This window comes from Streptomyces chattanoogensis (assembly GCF_001294335.1).
GTDB lineage: Bacteria > Actinomycetota > Actinomycetes > Streptomycetales > Streptomycetaceae > Streptomyces > Streptomyces chattanoogensis.
In genome coordinates this window covers 61,978-79,848 of the sequence record NZ_LGKG01000013.1, presented here as the reverse complement: position 1 = coordinate 79,848, position 17,871 = coordinate 61,978, and the positions used below count along the sequence as shown (strand labels likewise).

17 protein-coding genes and 1 pseudogene are annotated in these 17,871 nt (G+C 71.2%); 7 read left to right on the top strand and 11 right to left on the bottom strand.

All coding sequences use genetic code 11. The features are described from left to right. Window positions 1–27: 27 nt before the first annotated feature. Entirely contained in the window at window positions 28–903 is an 876-nt protein-coding gene (locus tag ADL29_RS04555; RefSeq protein WP_053922459.1) for a glycosyltransferase family 2 protein, read from the top strand. 26 nt (window positions 904–929) lie between these two features. Here ADL29_RS04555 and ADL29_RS04550 read toward each other — a convergent pair whose 3' ends face one another. Then, complete coding sequence (locus ADL29_RS04550) at window positions 930–1,619, bottom strand: GDSL-type esterase/lipase family protein (protein ID WP_053922458.1); 690 nt, start codon at window positions 1,617–1,619, stop codon at window positions 930–932. Between the two features lie 100 nt (window positions 1,620–1,719). Here ADL29_RS04550 and ADL29_RS04545 point away from each other — a divergent pair, with 100 nt between their 5' ends. Further along, window positions 1,720–2,751 (top strand): esterase-like activity of phytase family protein, encoded by a 1,032-nt coding sequence (locus ADL29_RS04545; protein ID WP_053922457.1) that lies wholly within the window; start codon window positions 1,720–1,722, stop codon window positions 2,749–2,751. A gap of 13 nt (window positions 2,752–2,764) precedes the next feature. Here the strand turns inward: ADL29_RS04545 and ADL29_RS04540 are convergent, their stop codons facing one another. Then, window positions 2,765–3,196, bottom strand: coding sequence for a PPOX class F420-dependent oxidoreductase (locus ADL29_RS04540; RefSeq protein WP_053922456.1), 432 nt, complete (start codon window positions 3,194–3,196; stop codon window positions 2,765–2,767). Between the two features lie 69 nt (window positions 3,197–3,265). Beyond that, entirely contained in the window at window positions 3,266–4,033 is a 768-nt protein-coding gene (locus ADL29_RS04535; protein WP_053922455.1) for a TetR/AcrR family transcriptional regulator, read from the bottom strand. Between the two features lie 105 nt (window positions 4,034–4,138). On the opposite strand from ADL29_RS04535, the gene ADL29_RS04530 reads away from it, so the two are divergent. Genes ADL29_RS04530 through ADL29_RS04520 form a run of 3 tightly spaced genes read left to right on the top strand, consistent with a single transcriptional unit; the run spans window position 4,139 to window position 6,812 of the window. Further along, the gene (locus ADL29_RS04530; RefSeq protein WP_053922454.1) at window positions 4,139–5,125 is read left to right on the top strand and encodes an ATP-binding cassette domain-containing protein; all 987 of its coding nucleotides are present in this window, start codon (window positions 4,139–4,141) and stop codon (window positions 5,123–5,125) included. Further along, window positions 5,122–5,997: an ABC transporter permease gene (locus ADL29_RS04525; protein WP_053922453.1), complete on the top strand. Its 876-nt coding sequence runs from the start codon at window positions 5,122–5,124 to the stop codon at window positions 5,995–5,997. Before ADL29_RS04530 ends, ADL29_RS04525 begins: the two co-directional genes overlap by 4 nt. Before the next feature lie 53 nt (window positions 5,998–6,050). After that, the gene (locus ADL29_RS04520; protein WP_053922452.1) at window positions 6,051–6,812 is read left to right on the top strand and encodes a DUF6333 family protein; all 762 of its coding nucleotides are present in this window, start codon (window positions 6,051–6,053) and stop codon (window positions 6,810–6,812) included. An 82-nt stretch (window positions 6,813–6,894) separates the two neighbouring features. Here the strand turns inward: ADL29_RS04520 and serC are convergent, their stop codons facing one another. Further along, the gene (gene serC, locus ADL29_RS04515) at window positions 6,895–8,013 is read right to left on the bottom strand and encodes a phosphoserine transaminase (RefSeq protein ID WP_053922451.1); all 1,119 of its coding nucleotides are present in this window, start codon (window positions 8,011–8,013) and stop codon (window positions 6,895–6,897) included. A gap of 112 nt (window positions 8,014–8,125) precedes the next feature. Next, window positions 8,126–9,121 (bottom strand): helix-turn-helix transcriptional regulator, encoded by a 996-nt coding sequence (locus ADL29_RS04510; protein ID WP_053922450.1) that lies wholly within the window; start codon window positions 9,119–9,121, stop codon window positions 8,126–8,128. A gap of 54 nt (window positions 9,122–9,175) precedes the next feature. Here ADL29_RS04510 and ADL29_RS04505 point away from each other — a divergent pair, with 54 nt between their 5' ends. After that, the gene (locus tag ADL29_RS04505) at window positions 9,176–10,633 is read left to right on the top strand and encodes an FAD-binding oxidoreductase (RefSeq protein WP_245689139.1); all 1,458 of its coding nucleotides are present in this window, start codon (window positions 9,176–9,178) and stop codon (window positions 10,631–10,633) included. A gap of 26 nt (window positions 10,634–10,659) precedes the next feature. Then, window positions 10,660–13,548 carry an FAD-binding and (Fe-S)-binding domain-containing protein gene (locus tag ADL29_RS04500; protein WP_053922449.1) on the top strand — a complete coding sequence of 963 codons (2,889 nt, stop codon included), beginning with the start codon at window positions 10,660–10,662 and terminating at the stop codon, window positions 13,546–13,548. 77 nt (window positions 13,549–13,625) lie between these two features. On the opposite strand, the pseudogene ADL29_RS40505 reads toward ADL29_RS04500, so the two are convergent. From ADL29_RS40505 to ADL29_RS04475, 6 genes and pseudogenes are all read right to left on the bottom strand, one after another. Continuing rightward, a pseudogene (locus ADL29_RS40505) lies at window positions 13,626–14,369 on the bottom strand (helix-turn-helix domain-containing protein); the annotation flags it as partial. Between the two features lie 8 nt (window positions 14,370–14,377). Further along, on the bottom strand, window positions 14,378–15,394 hold the full coding sequence (locus ADL29_RS04490; RefSeq protein ID WP_053922447.1) for an NADPH:quinone oxidoreductase family protein: 1,017 nt from the start codon (window positions 15,392–15,394) through the stop codon (window positions 14,378–14,380). A gap of 46 nt (window positions 15,395–15,440) precedes the next feature. Then, window positions 15,441–15,806 (bottom strand): MerR family transcriptional regulator, encoded by a 366-nt coding sequence (locus tag ADL29_RS04485; protein ID WP_053922446.1) that lies wholly within the window; start codon window positions 15,804–15,806, stop codon window positions 15,441–15,443. A gap of 99 nt (window positions 15,807–15,905) precedes the next feature. Further along, window positions 15,906–16,379, bottom strand: a complete 474-nt coding sequence (locus ADL29_RS04480; protein WP_053922445.1) for a cupin domain-containing protein — start codon at window positions 16,377–16,379, stop codon at window positions 15,906–15,908. Window positions 16,380–16,687: 308 nt separating this feature from the next. Then, window positions 16,688–16,906, bottom strand: a complete 219-nt coding sequence (locus ADL29_RS40500) for a DUF397 domain-containing protein (RefSeq protein WP_078970734.1) — start codon at window positions 16,904–16,906, stop codon at window positions 16,688–16,690. Next, window positions 16,903–17,739: a helix-turn-helix domain-containing protein gene (locus ADL29_RS04475; protein WP_245689138.1), complete on the bottom strand. Its 837-nt coding sequence runs from the start codon at window positions 17,737–17,739 to the stop codon at window positions 16,903–16,905. Before ADL29_RS04475 ends, ADL29_RS40500 begins: the two co-directional genes overlap by 4 nt. Window positions 17,740–17,871 lie beyond the last annotated feature (132 nt).

The following is a 17,871-nucleotide window of genomic DNA, read 5'->3' as shown; positions in this document are numbered from 1 at the left end:
CGGATCCTAGGAACGGAGCGTCCACCCGTGCGTCACCTGCGAGTTGGCGTCGCCATCCTGACCATGGGCACCCGGCCCGCCGAACTGGCCGCACTGCTGGACTCGGTCGCCAAGCAGGACACCCCCGCGGCGCGGGTGGTGGTCGTCGGGAACGGTTCGCCGCTGCCGCCCCTCCCCGAAGGGGTGACCGGAGTGGAGCTGGCCGAGAACCTGGGCATCTCCGGCGGCCGGAACGTCGCCCTGGCCAGGCTCCGGGAGTTCGGGGACGTCGATGTCGCCGTGGACCTCGACGACGACGGACTGCTGATCAGCCCGGATGTCTTCACCCGCCTGGTGGCCCTGTACGCGGCCGATGAGCGGCTGGGCATCGTGAGCTTCCGCATCGCCGACGAACGCGGCCGCACCCAGCGCCGGCACGTCCCCCGCCTGCGAGCCGGGGACCCGATGCGCCGGGGCCCGGTGACGACGTTCCTCGGCGGCGGCCATGGCCTGTCCCTGCGGATGCTGGACGAGACCGGCGACTGGCCCGACGCCTTCTTCTACGCCCACGAGGAAACCGATCTGGCCTGGCGCGCCCTCGATGCGGGCTGGAAGGTGCTCTACGAGCCGGAGTTGGTGCTTCGGCATCCGTGGACCTCGCCGACCCGCCATGCGGTCTACCACCGCATGGTGGCCCGCAACCGTGTCTGGCTGGCGAAGCGGCATCTGCCCGCCCCCCTCGTCCCCGTCTACCTGGGGGTGTGGACTGTGCTGACCCTGGCCCGGAGCCGGTCGGTGGCGGGTCTGCGGGCCTGGTGCGGCGGCTTCGCCGAGGGGCTGCGCACGCCGTGCCCGCCCCGCCGCCCGATGCGCTGGGCCACGGTGGTGCGGATGGCCCGCCTGGGCCGCCCGCCGGTGGTCTGAGCCGTGGCCGCTTCGTGCCCGGGGCCTCAGCCCGACGGATACGCGTACCGCCCGCCGACCCCCCACGCCTGCCACATGGCCTCCGCGAAGGCCCCCGCCAGCAGATGCTCGCCCAGCGCCGAGGGATGGGTCCCGTCGTAGGTGGCGGTCCCGATCTCCCAGCCGGCCGGTTCGGAGGCCAGGAGCAGGGGGGAGCCGGGGGTGGAGAGTTCGGCGACGGCCTTGGCCAGGAGTTCGTTGAACCGTTCGCGCTGGGCGCCGAAGGCGGGGTCGGTCGCCGCCCGTACGTTGCGTATGACGGGCATCAGCACCGCCCGTATCCCCGGCGCGGCCGCCCGCGCCTCCGCCACGAAGCGGTGCACGTTCTCCGCGGTCTGCTCGGCGTTCGTGTAGAAGCCGAGGTCTATCAGCCCGAGGGAGACCAGTAGGGTGTCGGCCTCGTGCCGCCGTACCGCGTCGCCGATGAGAGGCGCCATGTGCAGCCAGCCCTCGCCCCACCCCGCGAGATGCCCCCGGGCCTCCTCGGGGAAGCCGGGGTCCCCGTAGGCGTACGAGGCGGGCGCGTCCTGGTGGGTGTCATGCAGCGCGCGGCGCGGTCCGACGAGGTGGCCGGTGCCGTCGCAGGTCGCCTGCAGGTGCTGCCACATGCGGTAGCGCCACGTGAAATCGCCGGGGGTGCCGATGGTCATCGAATCACCGACGCACATGATCCTCATCGGGACATGATGGCCGAGAACCCGCGGAGAAACCCTACTGCCGGGTACGTGACGCTGGACACGCCCGCGGCCCGGCCCGCCGGGATGGCACTCTTTCCCCATGCGTTCGCTTCTGTGCGCGGCCGGTGCCGCGGGGATCCTGTGGGCCGCGGCCGTCGGCCCGGCCGCGGCGGCCGATGAGCCCGACGGCTTCACCATCGGGGACTCCCGGATCACCGAGTCCAGCGGACTGGCCGCCAGCCGCGCGCACCCCGGGATCTACTGGACCCACAACGACAGTGACGACGGTCCCTACGTCTACGCCGTCGACGGCAGGACGGGGCGTACGGTCGCCAGGATCACGCTGCGCGGCATCGGTACGCCGCGGGACGTGGAGGCCGTCTCCGTGGGCCCCGACGGCAATGTCTACGTCGGCGACATCGGCGACAATCTGGGCGGGACGTGGGACCACGTCTGGATCTACCGCTTTCCCGAGCCGAAGCGGCTGCGTGATGCGACGGTCACCGCGGCCCAGTTCACCGTGAAGTACGCGGACGGGCCGCGCGACGCCGAAGCGCTGATGGTGCATCCCAGGACCGGACGGGTCTATATCGCCAGCAAGAAGCAGGACGGCGGCGGGGCGCTCTACGAGGGGCCGCGCCGGCTGACGGCCACCGGCACCAACACCTTCCGCAAGGTCGCGCCGATCGATCTGTGGGTGACGGACGGGGCGTTCTCGCCGGACGGCACGCGGCTGGTGATGCGGAGCTATTTCGGCGCGCGGATGTATCACTGGCGCGACGGGCGGCCCAAGGACGACATCGGCAGTGTGGGGGTGCCGATCCAGCAGCAGGGCGAGTCGGTGACGTTCACCCCGGACGGACGGACGCTGATGTACGGGTCGGAGGGCGGCGACAGCGAGGTCCAGCCGGTGGGGCTGAGCGGGGAGCAGCTGCCGGACTCGGCGAAGGGCGCGGGGACGGGGGAGGGTGCGGATGACGGCCGGGGCGGCAACGGAGGTGCGGGCAAGGGGAGTTCGCCGGACTCCGGGACTTCCGGTGCGGACGAACCCGGTGTGGTGAAGGGGGTGCTGGTGCTCGGCCTGGCCGCGGTGGTGGTGCTCGGCGCGCGGCGGATGCTGCGGAAGCGGTAGGCCGGGCGGTGCGCTACGGGGCGTCCGCGCCGCCCGCGCCGCCCTCGCCCTCCACCAGGCGCAGCTCGTAATGCAGCGTCTCCTCCCTCTTGAGGCGGTGCGCCAGCGGTACCAGCAGCCCGTGGATCAGCGGGTATTTACGGGTCAGGGAGCGCTCGGCGCGCCGGTATTCGCGGGTCTGCGGGTCGAGCAGCCGCACCCGTGCCCTGCGGACGGGACCGGTCGGCCGGCCGCGCCAGGTGGCGGCGCAGATCTCCACCTCCGGGAAGTTGCGCATCCGTTTGGTCTTCCAGGCGCTGCCGTAGGTGCGGATGTAGGCATGGTCGCCGTCGACGGCGATATTGACCGGCGTGCCGACGCCGGTGCCGTCCCGCTTGTACGTGGTGAGCAGGACCGCCCCCTGGCGTTCGAACTCGGCGAGACCGGGGCTCGGTGCAGTCGTCATGCCTCCATACAGGCACATCCGGCCCGTTTCGTCATGCCGCGATGCCCTTGTATGTCGTGATGCGTCCGTTCAGGCGTCCTTTCGGCCGGGCGTTCGGGCGGCGATGAGCGTGGCGAAGCCGTCCAGGAGGGCGGCCAGGCCCAGTTCGAAGACGGGGTTGCCGCCGCCGGTGAAGGAGTCCTCGTCGAGCCCGGCGAGGGTGGGGTAGCGGCCGCTGCGCATGGCCCGCGAGAGGACCGGCTCCTGCGCCCGCCAGAAGTCCTCGGCGCTGATGCCGGTGCGCTGTTCGGCGTTGGCGGCGTTGAGCTGGGTGCGGGCGGTGCCGCTGACGAAGCCCTCGAGGGCGACCATGCAGTGGACCTTCTCGCGGTCGGGCAGGCCCGTGCCGGCCAGGGCGCGCAGCGCGTACTCGAACCCGTCCAGGGCGTTGGGGCCGAGGAGTGGATGCGACTGGTCGACCTGGAGCAGCCAGGGGTGGCGGTGGTGCAGCCGCCAGTTGGTGCGGGCGACGGCTTCGAGTACGGGGCGCCAGCCGGCGGCGGGGTCGGGATGGGCGTCCGCGTCGAATTCCACGACCTTGTCCAGCATCAGGTCGAGGAGTTCGGCCTTGCCCGGTACGTAGCGGTAGAGCGACATGGCGCCCACGCCGAGCTCGGCGGCGACCCGGCGCATGGACAGCGCTCCCAGCCCCTCCGCGTCCGCGACCGCGATCGCGGCGGTGACGATCCGGTCGAGGGTCAGGCCCGGCTTGGGGCCCCGGCTGGGGCGTTCGCCGGTGCCCCAGAGGAGCTCCAGGCTGCGGGAGATGTCGCCGCTGCCGCTGTGTTCTGTCGTCATCGTCCCGCCATCTTATGCGGTCGCACCGAAAACTGGGTACAGCGTACGCATAATCGGGTACGGTGTACCCAGTTTCTGGTCTGCCGGACGTGGAGGGGATGCGTGATGACGGGAAATGCGGTCCTGGCGGAGGGGCTGACCAAGCGCTACGGGGAGAAACCGGCCCTGGACGGGCTCGACCTCGCCGTACGCCGCGGCGCGGTGCACGGCCTCCTCGGGCCGAACGGCGCGGGCAAGACCACGGCCGTACGGATCCTGGCCACCCTGCTGCGGCCGGACGGCGGCCGGGCCGCCGTGGCCGGGCGCGATGTGGTGCGCGAGCCCGTGCGGGTGCGGCGGCGGATCGGGTGGACGGGCCAGTACGCCGCCGTGGACGGCATCTTGACGGGGCGCCAGAACCTGGAGATGTTCGGGCGGCTCTTCCACCTCGGCGCACGCCGGGCACGCGACCGCGCCACGGAACTCCTGGAACAGTTCGGCCTCGGCGACGCGGCGGGCAGGCAGGCCAGGACCTACAGCGGCGGCATGCGGCGCCGGCTCGACCTCGCCGCCGGCCTGATCCTCGCCCCGGACGTCCTCTTCCTCGACGAGCCCACCACCGGCCTCGACCCGCGCAGCCGCAACGAGGTCTGGGAGGCCGTCCGTTCGCTGGCCGCCACCGGCACCACCGTGCTGCTGACCACCCAGTACCTCGACGAGGCCGACCGGCTGGCCGACCGCATCACCGTCATCGACCGGGGCCGGAGCATCGCCGACGGCACCCCCGCCGAGCTCAAACGGCAGGTCGGAGGGGACGGTATCCATGTGGTGCTGCGCAGCGCGGCCGATCTGCCGCGGGCGGCGGGAGCCGTGGCGCGGGTCGCCGCCGACGGCGTACCGCCGACGCAGGACGAGGCCGAACGGCGGGTGGGGGCGCCGGTGACGGACGGCGTCGCGGCGCTGGCCGAGGTCGCTCGCATCCTGCACGACGCGGGCATCGGCGTCGAGGACATCGGGCTGCGGCGGCCCACGCTGGACGAGGTCTTTCTGCGCCTGACGGGACACCATGCGGCCGGCACGGAGGCCGGCGAGGAGGAGGTGGCGGCGGTATGAGCGCGGGAACGGTGCTGCACATTCCGCACGGCGGCGGGCGACGGCCGGAGCACGCGGGGCCGGACGGCGACGGGACGCCCGCCCGCCGCCTCTACTGGGCGCTGGCCGACTGCTGGACCATCGTCCGCCGCGATCTCACCCACACCGTCAAACAGCCCGTCAACATCGTCTGGCAGCTGGGCTTCCCGGTCGTCTCGGTCCTCCTCTTCGTCTACGTCCTCGGCAGCGCGATGGTCGTCGGCGACGGCGTCGACTACACCACCTTCGCGATGCCCGGCATCTTCGCCATGACGGTGTCGTTCGGCTTCATGAACACCGCGATGATCGTGGCGATCGACCGGGAGCGCGGCGTCACGGACCGCTTCCGGTCCCTGCCGATGGCGCCGTCCGCCGTGGTCAGCGGCCGGGGCGTGTCCGACATGATCAGCGCGGGCCTCGACCTGGCCGCACTGGCCGCGATCGCCCTGACCGTCGGCTGGCGCTCCAGCGGCGGCCTGCCCGCCACCCTCGCCGCCTTCGGCCTGCTGCTCCTCCTGCGCTTCGCGCTCACCTGGATCGGCGTCTTCCTCGGCCTTCTGGTCCCCAACCAGGAGATGGCGGGCGGCCTCTACGCCCTCGCCTTCCCCTTCGCCATGATCTCCAGCGTCTTCACCCCGCCCTCGAAGATGCCCGACTGGCTGGGCGCCGTCGCGCGGTGGAACCCGGTGTCGTCGACGGCCAACGCCGTACGCGAACTGTTCGGCAACCCCGCGGCCACGGGCGGCAGCTGGGTGGAAGCGCACGCCGTGCTGATGGCGGTGGTGTGGCCGGTGGTCCTCACGGCGGTGTTCCTGCCGCTGGCGGTGCGGAGGTTCCAGCGGCTGAGCCGGTGAGGGCGGGAGGTGTCCCAACTGCGTTGTCAGTGGGCGTACTTAATCTTGGAGGCATGACGAACGCGAATGACCACGACGTCGAGAACGAGGGCGAGAACGAGGACGAGCTCGATCCCGATGAAGACGTCCGGGTGAACTGGAGCGAGAACACGCTTGCCCTGCTCTTCCCGCCGTTCCCCGCCCCGGGCGCCACCGACAGCCCCGCCCTGGCACCGCACGACCCGGTGCGCGCCCGCCGGTTCGTCGAGTCCCTGGGGACCGTCGAGGAGGTCCTGGAGCAGCTGCCCGACCGCACCTGGGACGACGTGCCGGAGCCGGAGGTGCGCGCCGACCTCGATCTCGTCGCGGTCGGCTGCTGGGGCAATCTCCTCCAGATCGTCGACCCGGCACTGGCCAGTGACCTGGTGGTACTCGCGATGGACGAGGAGATCGCGCGGCAGCGCGAACGGCATCCGCAGGCCCGGATCGTCGCGTCCCTCACCCTCGACTACGGAAACACCTATGACGAGGACACGGTGGATCTGCCGAGCGGCGAGAGCGTCAAGGCCGGCGGGTGGGACTGCGACGAGAGTGACGGGTGGCAGGTCTACGGCGACCCGGAGGAGGTGCTGCGAGCCATAGGCGTCGATCGCGCGGCGGCGGCGGACGCCGGATTCGATCTCGACGAGGAGGTCCCCCAGCGCATATGGAGCAACCTCGGCGATCTCGCCCTCGGCGGCCACGAACGCTACGACGATGCTCTGCCGATCTCCGTCTTCCGCGTCCGCCGGACGAAGCAGGCGGCCGGCGACCTGGAGGAGATGTGGATGGAGTGAGGCGCAGGGCCCGCTTCCGTACGCGGACGGGCCCGGCGGGAGGATGCCCGCCGGGCCCGTCGGATCCGCGAATGCGGCGCCGCTACAGCTTCTCGATGACGTAGTCGATGCAGGCCGTCAGCGCCTCGACGTCCGCCGGGTCGATGGCCGGGAACATCGCGATCCGCAGCTGGTTGCGGCCGAGCTTGCGGTACGGCTCGGTGTCCACGATGCCGTTGGCGCGCAGGGCCTTGGCGATGGCGGCGGCGTCGATGTCGTCGTTGAAGTCGATCGTGCCGATGACCTGCGAGCGCTTGGCCGGGTCGGTGACGAACGGGGTGGCGTACTTGGAGTCCTCGGCCCAGCCGTACAGACGGGTCGACGAATCCTTGGTGCGGGCCGTGGACCAGTCCAGACCGCCCTGGCCGTTGATCCACTCCAGCTGCTCGTTGAGCAGGAAGAGGGTGGACAGCGCCGGGGTGTTGTACGTCTGGTTCTTCAGGGAGTTGTCGATCGCCGTGGGCAGCGAGAAGAACTCCGGGATGTGGCGGCCGGACGCGTGGATGGCGCGGGCCCGCTCCAGGGCGGCCGGGGAGAACGCCGCCAGCCACAGACCGCCGTCGGAGGCGAACGACTTCTGCGGGGCGAAGTAGTAGACGTCGGTCTGGGCGATGTCCACCGGGAGGCCGCCGGCGCCGGAGGTGGCGTCGACCAGGACCAGCGAGCCGGAGTCGGCGCCCGTGACGCGCTGGATGGGGGCGGCGACACCGGTCGAGGTCTCGTTGTGGGTGAAGGCGTAGACGTCCACGCCCTCCTCGGCCACCGGCTCCGGGTGGCTGCCCGGGTCCGCGGAGATGACGGTGGGCTCGGCCAGCCACGGCGCAAGCTTGGCGGCCTTGGCGAACTTGGACGAGAACTCGCCGAAGGACAGGTGCTGGGACTTGTTCTCGATCAGCCCGTGCGTCGCGATGTCCCAGAACGCCGTGGAACCGCCGTTGCCGAGGACGACCTCGTAGCCCTCGGGGAGCTGGAAGAGGTCGCGTACGCCGTCGCGCACCTTGCCGACCAGGTTCTTGACCGGGGCCTGGCGGTGGGACGTGCCGAGAAGAGAGGTACCGGTGGCGGCCAGGGCGCCGAGCGCCTCCGTACGCACCTTGGAGGGGCCCGCGCCGAAGCGTCCGTCGGCGGGCTTGATGTCAGCGGGAATCTGGATATCAGCCACGGAGGAAGCCTAATCCGTCGCCGTGCGCGGTCCGGCGGCACGTCCACCGGATGAGATGACGGTGAGTCGTGTGGTGAGACATGCGGTGAGGCGGGGTGCTAGGGGCCGGTGGCTACGGGGCCGGGGCTGCAGGGCCGGCGGCGTCTGCCGCGTAGATGCCGGTGACGGCCGCCGCCGCCTGTGCCATCACCCGTCGCGCCTCCGGCGGATCCACCACCTCCAGCGAGTCGCTGAACTGGAGCAGCTGACGGACCGCCTCGACCACCGGGTACGCCAGCTCGACGACGGACCAGTCGTCGTCGGCCCCCTCCTCCGGCCGGGGCGGCCCGGTCATCGCCGGTCCCAGGATCCGTACGGCCAGATCCAGCCGGTCGCGGCGGATCCGGACGGTCACCCGCACCCCCGCGGGCCGCTCCTCCACCCCGCGCCGCAGCTCCTGCCACACCGCTGCCAGCTCCACGCCCGCCCGCCGCCGCACCGGGGCGTCGGTCAGCGTCGCCGACGCCACTCGGTCGGCGCGGAACAGCTGCGGGGTGCCGCGCCGGTCCGCGACGAGGTACCAGGTGCCGGCCTTGGCGACCAGCCCGTACGGGTCGACGGTGTACGTCCGCAGCCGCGTCGCGCCGCTGTGGCGGTAGCGGATGCGCAGGCGGAGATCGGTGAAGACGGCCGTCTGGAGCTCGTCGAGGTCGGCCGGGGGACGGGGTCCGCTCAGCCACCTGTCCGGGTCGACGAGGATGCGCCGGCCGGTCAGTTCGGCCGCCGGACGGTGCGGTGCGGGCAGCGCCGCCATCACCTTGCGCAGCGCCGAGCCGAGCGCGTCGTCCAGGCCGAGCGCGGTGTGGGCGCCCTGCGCGGCAAGGACGAACAGGGCGCGCGCCTCGTCGGTGGTCAGCCCCGTCACATCCGTACGGAATCCGGGGAGCAGCGCGATCCCGCCGTGCCGCCCGCGCTCCGCATAGACCGGCACCCCGGCCGCCGACAGCGACTCGACATCGCGGTAGACGGTCCGGGTGGAGACCTCCAGCCGCTCGGCGAGCTCGGAGGCCGGGACCCGGCCGCGGGTCTGGAGGAGCAGGAGGAGGGAGAGGAGGCGGTCCGACTTCACCCTCCCGTTTATATATGACGGCAGATGTCAAGTTATCCCGGCAGAGTGCGCCGCATGCAGATCAACGACATGCAGCTCCACGACCTCGCGCAGACGACCGCCCCGCAGCCCGCCGTTCCCGCCTTCGCCCCCGCCGCCCTGACCGCCCTCGTACGGCAGGTGGCGGGCCCGGTGCTGGTCCCCGGCGACGACGGTTACGACGACGAGCGGTCCGGGTTCCAGACCGCCTACCGGCACCGGCCGTCCGTCATCGTCGGGGCACGGAACGCCGACGACGTCGTCGCCGCGGTCCGCTTCGCCGGCACCCACGGCCTCCCGGTCGCCGTCCAGGCCACCGGCCACGGCCTGTCCGCGGCCACCGAAGGCGGGCTGCTGATCAGCACGCGGCGGATGTCGGGCGTACGGGTGGACGCGGCGGCCCGCACCGCGCGGGTCGAGGCGGGCGTCGTCTGGGGCCAGGTCATCGAGGCCGCCACCCCGCACGGACTCGCCCCGCTCAACGGCTCCTCCCCGGGCGTCGGCGTCGTCTCGTACACGCTCGGGGGCGGGGTCGGGGTGCTGGCCCGCACCTACGGATTCGCCGCCGACCAGGTCCGCGCCATCGACCTGGTCACCGCCGACGCCCGGCAGCTCCGGGTCACCGCGGACAGCGACCCCGAACTGTTCGGCGCGCTGCTCGGCGGAGGCCACGGCTTCGGCGTGGTGACCGCGATGGAGTTCGCGCTGGTGCCGGTGGCGCGGCTGTACGGCGGCCAACTGGTCTTCGGCGGCGAGGGCATCGACGACGCCCTGGCCGCGTATCTCCGCTGGGCCGAGACCGTCCCCGACGAGCTGACATCCTCGGTCGCGCTGATCGCCTACCCCGACGTCCCCCAGCTGCCACACGCCCTGCGCGGCCGCCATCTCGCGCAGATCCGGATCGCGTACACCGGCAGCGCGGAGGACGGCGAGCGGCTGGTGGCACCGCTGCGCGCGGTGGGCCCGCGGGTGAGTGACGAGCTGCGCGAGATGCCGTACGCCGAGTCGGGCACCATCCACCGCGACCCGAGCGATCCGCACGCCTACGACGGTGACAATGCGCTGCTCAGCGGGCTGGATGCGGCGGCCCTGCGCCGGGTGGCCGCGCTGACCGGGCCGGCGGCGCCGACGATGTGCGTGGTGCAGCTCAACCACCTCGGGGGCGCGCTGGCCGGCGGCCGCGGCGCCGTCGGCCACCGCAACGCCCGGTACGCGCTGCGGCTGCTGTCGCCGCTGGACGGTACGGACCCGACGGCGGTACGGGCGCTGCACGCCGACGCGTTCGCGGCCGTCGAGCCGTGGCGGCTCGGCCGGAGCGTGAACTTCCTCTTCGGCGGCCACGGGGAGCGGCCGGATGCGGCGGAGGTGGCCCGCAGCGTGCACGACCCCGAGGAACACCGGCGGCTGGCCCGCCTCAAGGCCGCCCACGACCCGGAGAACATGTTCCGCTACCACCCGGCCGGGGCGACGGACCGCGAGCCGACCGTCGCATGACGCCGCCCAGTGGGCAGGCTGGGGACATGGCTGATCACACGGAGACGGAGCAGCGGGATCTCGCGAAGGAGCTGGCGGCCGCGGTACGGGGAGAGGTCTCGTCCGCCGCCGCCGACCGGGCGCTGATGACGATGGACGCGTCCAACTACCGGCGGGTGCCACGGGCGGTGGTCGCACCCCGGGACGCCGAGGATGTCGCCGCGGCGCTCCGGGTGTGCCGGGAACACGGCGTGCCGGTGGTGCCGCGCGGCGCCGGGACCAGCATCGCCGGGCAGGCGACCGGCGTGGGCGTGGTGCTGGACTTCACCCGCCATATGCGCCGCATCGTGTCGCTGGACCCCGGGGCCCGTACCGCCGTCGTCCAGCCGGGCGTCATCCTGGACGACCTCCGCGCGGCCGCCGCCCCGCACGGCCTGACCTTCGGCCCCGACCCCTCCACCCACAGCCGCTGCACCCTCGGCGGCATGATCGGCAACAACTCCTGCGGCTCCCACTCGGTGGCCTGGGGCACCACCGCCGACAGCGTCCGCGAGCTGGACCTGCTGACATACAGCGGCGAGCGGGTACGGGCCGGCCGCGGCACGGACGCCACCGGCACCCCGGCCGGCCTGCCGCCGCGCCTGCGGGACGGGGTCAAAGCCTTGGTGGACGGGGAGTTGGCGCTCCTCCGCACCGGATATCCCGCCGGCCTCCCGCGCCGCATCTCGGGCTATGCGCTCGACGCCCTGCTCCCGGAAGCCGGCACCGATCTCGCCCGCGCCCTCACCGGCAGCGAGGGCACCCTCGGCGTACTGACCGAGGCGGCCGTACGGCTGGTGGAGACCCCGGCCGCGCGGGTGCTCGCCGTCCTCGCCTACCCCGACGAGAGCGCGGCCGCCGAAGCCGCGCACACCCTCCTCCCGCATCACCCGATGACCGTCGAGGGGATGGCCGCCGACCTGGTGGGCAGCGCCACCGGGCTGCCCAAGGGCGGCGCCTGGCTCTTCGTGGAGATGGGCGGCGCAACCCCCGAGGAGGCCGCGGCGCGCGCCGCGGCGCTCTGCCGGGCGGCGGCCGCCGACGGCACCACCGACCACACCGTCGTCACCGACCCGGCCGGCCAGCGGGCACTGTGGCGGATCCGCGAGGACGCCTCCGGGACGGCGACCCGGCTGCCGGACGGTTCGGAGGCCTGGCCCGGCTGGGAGGACTGCGCCGTACCCCCGTCCCGACTGGGCCCGTATCTCCGTGACTTCCGCGCCCTCCTGGGGGAGTACGACCTGCGGGGCACCCCCTACGGCCACTTCGGCGACGGCTGCATCCACATCCGTATCGACTTCGACCTGCTGACCGCCCCCGGCATCCGCCGCTTCCGCGCGTTCTCCCACGACCTGGCCGGGCTGGTCGTCGCCCACGGCGGCTCCCTCTCCGGCGAACACGGCGACGGCCAGGCCCGCGCCGAACTCCTCCCCAAGATGTACGGCCCGGAACTCGTCGGCCTCTTCGGCCGCTTCAAGGACCTCTGGGACCCGGCGGGCGGCCTCAACCCCGGCATGCTCGTCCGCCCCGCCCGCCTCGACGACAACCTCCGGTTCGACGTCCTGCCCAGGCGCCCGGTCCCGGTGGAATTCGGCTACCCGCACGACAAGGGAGACTTCTCCGCCGCCGTACGCCGCTGCGTCGGCGTCGCCAAATGCCGCAACACCTCGACCGCCGCCGGCTCCCCGGACGTCATGTGCCCCTCCTTCCGCGCCACCGGAGAGGAACAGCACTCCACCCGCGGCCGCGCCCGCCTGCTGCACGAGATGCTCGCCGGCGAAGTGATCACCGACGGCTGGCGCTCCCCCGAGGTCCACGAGGCCCTCGACCTCTGCCTCTCCTGCAAGGGCTGCCGCAGCGACTGCCCGGTCGGCGTCGACATGGCCACCTACAAGGCCGAATTCCTGCACCACCACTACGAGGGCCGCCGCCGCCCCGCCGCCCACTACTCCATGGGCCGCCTGCCCCAATGGCTGCACACCGCGGCCCCGGCGGCAGTCGGTGCCAACGCTCTCGCCCGTACACCCTTGGCCGCCGTCGCCAAACGCCTGGCCGGTATCGCCCCCGAGCGGACGATCCCCCGCCTGGCCACCGAACCCTTCACCCGCTGGTGGTGGCGCCGCCGGCCCCCGGCGACCGGCCGCACCGTCGTCCTCTGGCCCGACACCTTCACCAACTTCCTCTCCCCGGAGGTGGGCCGCGCCGCGGTACGGGTCCTGGAGGCGGCCGGGCTGCGGCCCCTTCTCCCCCCGACGGCACCCCTGCGTCCGGGATTCCGCGTACGCCGCCACCGCCCCCTGTGCTGCGGCCTCACCTACGTCTCCACCGGCCAGCTCGACCAGGCCCGCGCGGTCATGCGCCGTACGGTGGAGGTGCTGAGCCCCTTGGTGGACGAGGGCCGCCCGCTCGTCGTCCTCGAACCCAGCTGCGCCGCCGCCCTCCGCACGGACCTGCCGGAACTCCTCTCCGGCGACCCCCGCGCCGCCGCCCTGGCCTCGTCCGTCATGACCTTCGCCGAGGCCTTGGTGACGCTGGCGCCGGAGTGGGAGCCGCCGCGTATCGAGCGGCCTGTTGCGGGGCAGACGCACTGCCACCAGCATGCGGTCCTGGGAGAGGCGGCCGATCGTCGCCTCCGTCAACTGGCCGGTTTGGAAGGTGAGTTGAGTGGTGGGTGCTGCGGTTTGGCCGGCAACTTCGGCTTCGAACGGGGCCATTACGAGGTGTCCGTGGCCTGCGCCGAGGATCAGCTTCTGCCTGCTGTGAGGAAGGCGGGGCCGGAGGCGGAGATCCTTGCCGATGGGTTCTCCTGCCGTACGCAGCTGGAGCAGTTGGGGGAGCGACGGGGGCGGCATTTGGCTGAGGTGTTGGCTGAAGGGTTGGGGGACGTGCGGGGGTAGCCCGTGGGCGACGGGTGTGGGGTGACGTATGGCTGAGTGGTAGGCGTATGGCCTGGGCGGCTGGCTGGCTGGCCAGGCCGGGCGAAAGCGCCGGCGCGGTAGCAGGCGCCGTTGTCCGTGACGATGCGTTCGATGTGGGTGATGCCGTGGGCTGCGAACCAGGCTCTGGCCCGGTGCAAGAACACGATGGCGGTGTCGGCTTTCTCGTCGGCCAGCGCTTCGGTGTAGGCAAGCCGGCTGAATCCGTCGACGGCGGAGTAAAGGTAGACGTAGCCGCCGCGTGCGCCCTTGCTTTTACGGCGCTCGACGGCCTTGGCCTGGTGGCTCCCGCGTCCGTGGACTCGCCAACCACCGCCTTCCGGGATCCGGCCGACCTTCTTCACGTCGATGTGCACCATGTGTCCGGGACGGCGGGCGGTGATCTTCCGCGGTTCCCGGTTCGTGTCGCCGCTGGGATCGATGAACCGGCGCCGGTTCAGGCCGAGGGCGAGCAGATGCCGTGACACGGTACGGCGACTGAGCGAGATCCCCTCGGCCTGGAGCTCAAACGCGATCCGGGACGCTGACCACTTCTCGGCTCGGCGGAGTGCCTCGATCCTGGCCACGACGTCAGAGCCCGTTGCCGTCGGCTGGTGCCGGGGTGTTGAGGAACGGTCCAGCAGACCGAGTTCACCGTGCCGACGGTAGCGGTTGACCCATTTCGACGCGCACGCACGGGAGATGCCCATCTCGGCCGCCACGTGGGCGATCGGGCGGTGTGGGCAACGCTGCACGAGTCGCAGTCGCCCCTCGGGGGACAGCGGAGCATTGCGGTGAAGCACGGGCGTTCCTAACGCCAGGGATCGAGGGCGTGCTTGCCGCGGGTCTGGCCCGCTTCGAGTTGCTGCAGCACCATCGCCCCCTCATCCAGGGGGTGAACCTGCGGGGTGCCGGGCGGGTACACGCCGCGGGCAATGAGCGCCTCGGTCTCGACGAGCAACGACTGGTAGATGGACGGGGCCGCAACCGCCAGCGCACCGATGTGCAGACCCTTGACTTGAACCTGGTGGGTGAAGACCAGGTCGTGCGTGGACAGGGCGGCATCACCGGACGCAGCGCCGAAGACGACGATGCGTCCGGTGAAGGGTTTGGTGACCGACAGGCTGGTCTTGAACGTGGCCTGCCCCACGGATTCCAGGACCAGGTCGACACCACCGGTCAGGCGGATGATCTCCTCCGCCAGATCCGGGCGTCGACTGTCCAATACCTCGTCCGCGCCGAGGGCTTTGACGGTGTCGTGCTTCGCTGGTGACGCCGTGGCGATCACGCGCGCGCCGTAGTGGCGGGCGAGGCGAACGGCAGCCTGCCCCACTCCTCCGGCCGCTGCATGCACGAGGACTATCTCATCCGTCTTGATCTCGCCCAGCGGCTTCAGCGCCGCCAAGGCGGTGGCCCAGTTCAACACGAGACCGAGGGCGGCGGCGTCGCTCCACCGGGCCGGCACCGGAAGTACACCCGCGGCCGGCATCGTCATGTACTGCGCGAAGGCCCCCGGGCCGGCTCCGACGACGTGGGTGCCGAGAGGGAGCGGATTCTCAACGTCCGGGCCGACACCCACGATCTCACCGGCGGCCTCGAAACCCGCAACATAGGGGGCCTGCGGGCCTCCCCCGTATGTCCCATGGGTCTGCATGACGTCAGCGAAGTTGACCCCGGCGGCGCCCACGCGGATCAAGTACTCGCCGGGCCCCGGGGTGGGGCGGAGCTGATCGGTCGTGAGGGTCAGGTCCTGCGGTCCCCGGTGCGACCGCTGGACCAGTGCTCGTATCGTCTGCTCAGCGGTGTTCTGTTGCTCGTTGATCTCCATGCAGCGAACGTAGGAGTCTGACACTTACGTCAAGGTCAAGTGGCAGTCAGAGATCAGTACGGCGGGCCTCTCGCAGGTAGGTGTCAAGTGCCGCCTGCTGATCGCTGAGAACGGCGATGCGAGCAGCGAGCCGATCGCGATAACTCTGCACCTCCTGCAGGAACTCCGCGCACACCGCGTCGGTACCGGTATCGGAGCCGTCAGCAAGGCGGGGCAGGAGCTCCCTGATCAAACGCACGGGCAGCCCGGACTCCAGCAGTGTGCGGATGACGAGCACCCGGTCGATCGTGGACTGGCAGTAGTCACGGAACCCATTACTGAAACGGCCAGGGACGATCAATCCCTCATCCTCGTAGTGCCGCAACGATCTCGCACTCACGCCGCTGACCCTGGAAGCCTCACTGATCTTCATACCTGGAGGCAACGCCCGGGAGCACCGCGATCTTCCGGCGCTCACCTACGACGAGTTGACGATCTGCTCAGGCGTCAACAACCTCATGTCCCGCAACAGCTAGGCGTCAGGCATCGGCTGCATCTGAATTCCGTGCCGCCCAGCGATCTCGATGATGCGGTCGAAGTCCGGGGGCGTATCCGACCAGGGCGGCAGCTCCCGTCGCTCGGCGGGTTCGCCCGCCTCGGCGAAGAATTCGTCGATACCGCCCGGCGTGTAGGTGGTCAGCATCCGCACTGTGCTGGTGGGCTCGAACCGCTCCCACGTCCCCTCGGGGATGTGGAAAAAGGACCCGGGACCGCCTTCGATTGTCTCCCCGGCGATGTGATAGCGAAGCGTCCCCTCAATGACGTAGACGCTCTCCGTGCCAGGGTGGATGTGGGGCGGAGGGCCCATCCCCTCCGGGACAGTCATCTCCACGACGGTCATCGCGCCGTTGGTCTCGTCGCTCGACGCCTTGACCTCGTAGAGGCCGTTCAGCATCCAGAATGCCTTGCCGTCACCGCTATGGCGCACGTGGGCGTTCTTCGCCATGGGGCCGCTCCTTCCTCCGTGGACCTCCCATATGTCCCAGCCGGCGGGCCTGGCCGAAGCCTGCCATCCGGGTGCTCGCACCCGGATGGCCGCGGTCTTGCCTGGTCGGCCGGACAGCACCTGGCTAGGGGTACGGCCTGGGTGGCGGGGTGCTGGTAGGCGTACGGCCTGACGGGGCGCGTCCCGCTCGGCAGGAGGCGGCTGCGGTCAGCGCAGCCCGCCACCCGGCCCCGCCGGCCTGCCGACACAACGAAGGCCCCCGCGATCACGGGGGCCTTCACTTGCACTCGTTGAACTTTTGGAGGGGCCTAGGCTCGGAACTCCTCGTGCTTGACGGCGGAGACGAACGACGACCAGGCGCCCGTCGAGATGGCCAGCACAGGCCCGTATGGGTTCTTCGAGTCCCTGATGGGGACCAGACCGGATACTGCGAGGCTCCGCGAGAACTCCACGCACTCGCCGCCCGACGATGAGCTGTAAGACGACTTGATCCAAACAGCAGATGTCAGTTCCCGATCAGGGCTCATGGCGTGTACTCCTCGCACACAGTCTTGATGAAGGCCAGCGACTCGTCAGGGGGCAGCGCGTGCGCCCGCAGCCGATCGTAGTTCTGCATGGCGGTCGCAACCGGCGCCGCCCTGCGGCACAGCCTGCCTCCTTGCGGATCGTCCGCATAGAGCACTGTGGGCGAATCCTTGAAGGCGAGCAGCGTGAATGCCACAGAGTGAGCGGCAGCCGCCCCAGCGGCGAAGGGGATCACCTGGAGATCGATGCCGGGGCGAGCGGCCAACTCCACCAGGTACTCGAGCTGACTGGCCATGACCGTCGGACCGCCCACGTGACTGCGGAGGCACGCCTCGTGCAGCACTGTCCACAGAGTAGGCGGCCGGTCCTGGTTGAGGACTTCGCGTCGCCTTATGCGCGCGGCTACCTTGCCCTCGATTGCCTCGTCCGTCACGCACGGGTGCCCGGCGCGGAAGATGGCACGCGCGTACTCCTGCGTTTGAAGCAGTCCCATGACCCTCGTGGTCGAGAAGCCAAGGATGCCCGAAGCCTTTCGCTCCAAGTGGACGTACGGCACGAACTGTGAGGGGTGGTCCCCCTCCTCGATGCGATGGAGCAAACCCGCGAACAGCCCGTTCGTCCCGAACATCAGGTCACAGGCGTTGGCGAACTTCTCGCTCGGCAGAAGCTTCCCGGACTCGACCTGGCTGATGTACGACTCTGAGTAACCCGACGTTCTGCCCAGCTGCTTCTGTGTGATCTTGCGACCGAGGCGCACACGTCTGACGTCCGCCCCGAAGCGCTGTAACGGTCCTACGGGTTGACTGAAGTCTTCGGCTGGGATCGTCTCGTCCAACGCTGTGACCTCTCATCATGTGATCACGGGCGGAAAGCCGCACGAGTGGCGACTTCAGTTTTCTGCGCTGAAGTATCCCGATCCTACTGGAAGTTGCGTTGTTCTGGTGAGCAACGGACTACACCCGGTATT

Excerpts from the sequence above, each read along its gene's own strand:
- ADL29_RS04480 (WP_053922445.1), bottom strand. The coding sequence starts at position 16,379 with ATGGCGAAGAACGCCCACGTGCGCCATAGCGGTGACGGCAAGGCATTC.
- ADL29_RS04490 (WP_053922447.1), bottom strand. The coding sequence starts at position 15,394 with ATGGAGATCAACGAGCAACAGAACACCGCTGAGCAGACGATACGAGCA.
- ADL29_RS04500 (WP_053922449.1), top strand. The coding sequence starts at position 10,660 with ATGGCTGATCACACGGAGACGGAGCAGCGGGATCTCGCGAAGGAGCTG.
- ADL29_RS04535 (WP_053922455.1), bottom strand. The coding sequence starts at position 4,033 with ATGACGACAGAACACAGCGGCAGCGGCGACATCTCCCGCAGCCTGGAG.
- ADL29_RS04505 (WP_245689139.1), top strand. The coding sequence starts at position 9,176 with ATGCAGATCAACGACATGCAGCTCCACGACCTCGCGCAGACGACCGCC.
- ADL29_RS40500 (WP_078970734.1), bottom strand. The coding sequence starts at position 16,906 with ATGAGCCCTGATCGGGAACTGACATCTGCTGTTTGGATCAAGTCGTCT.
- ADL29_RS04545 (WP_053922457.1), top strand. The coding sequence starts at position 1,720 with ATGCGTTCGCTTCTGTGCGCGGCCGGTGCCGCGGGGATCCTGTGGGCC.
- ADL29_RS04540 (WP_053922456.1), bottom strand. The coding sequence starts at position 3,196 with ATGACGACTGCACCGAGCCCCGGTCTCGCCGAGTTCGAACGCCAGGGG.
- ADL29_RS04520 (WP_053922452.1), top strand. The coding sequence starts at position 6,051 with ATGACGAACGCGAATGACCACGACGTCGAGAACGAGGGCGAGAACGAG.
- ADL29_RS04550 (WP_053922458.1), bottom strand. The coding sequence starts at position 1,619 with ATGAGGATCATGTGCGTCGGTGATTCGATGACCATCGGCACCCCCGGC.
- ADL29_RS04530 (WP_053922454.1), top strand. The coding sequence starts at position 4,139 with ATGACGGGAAATGCGGTCCTGGCGGAGGGGCTGACCAAGCGCTACGGG.
- ADL29_RS04485 (WP_053922446.1), bottom strand. The coding sequence starts at position 15,806 with ATGAAGATCAGTGAGGCTTCCAGGGTCAGCGGCGTGAGTGCGAGATCG.
- ADL29_RS04525 (WP_053922453.1), top strand. The coding sequence starts at position 5,122 with ATGAGCGCGGGAACGGTGCTGCACATTCCGCACGGCGGCGGGCGACGG.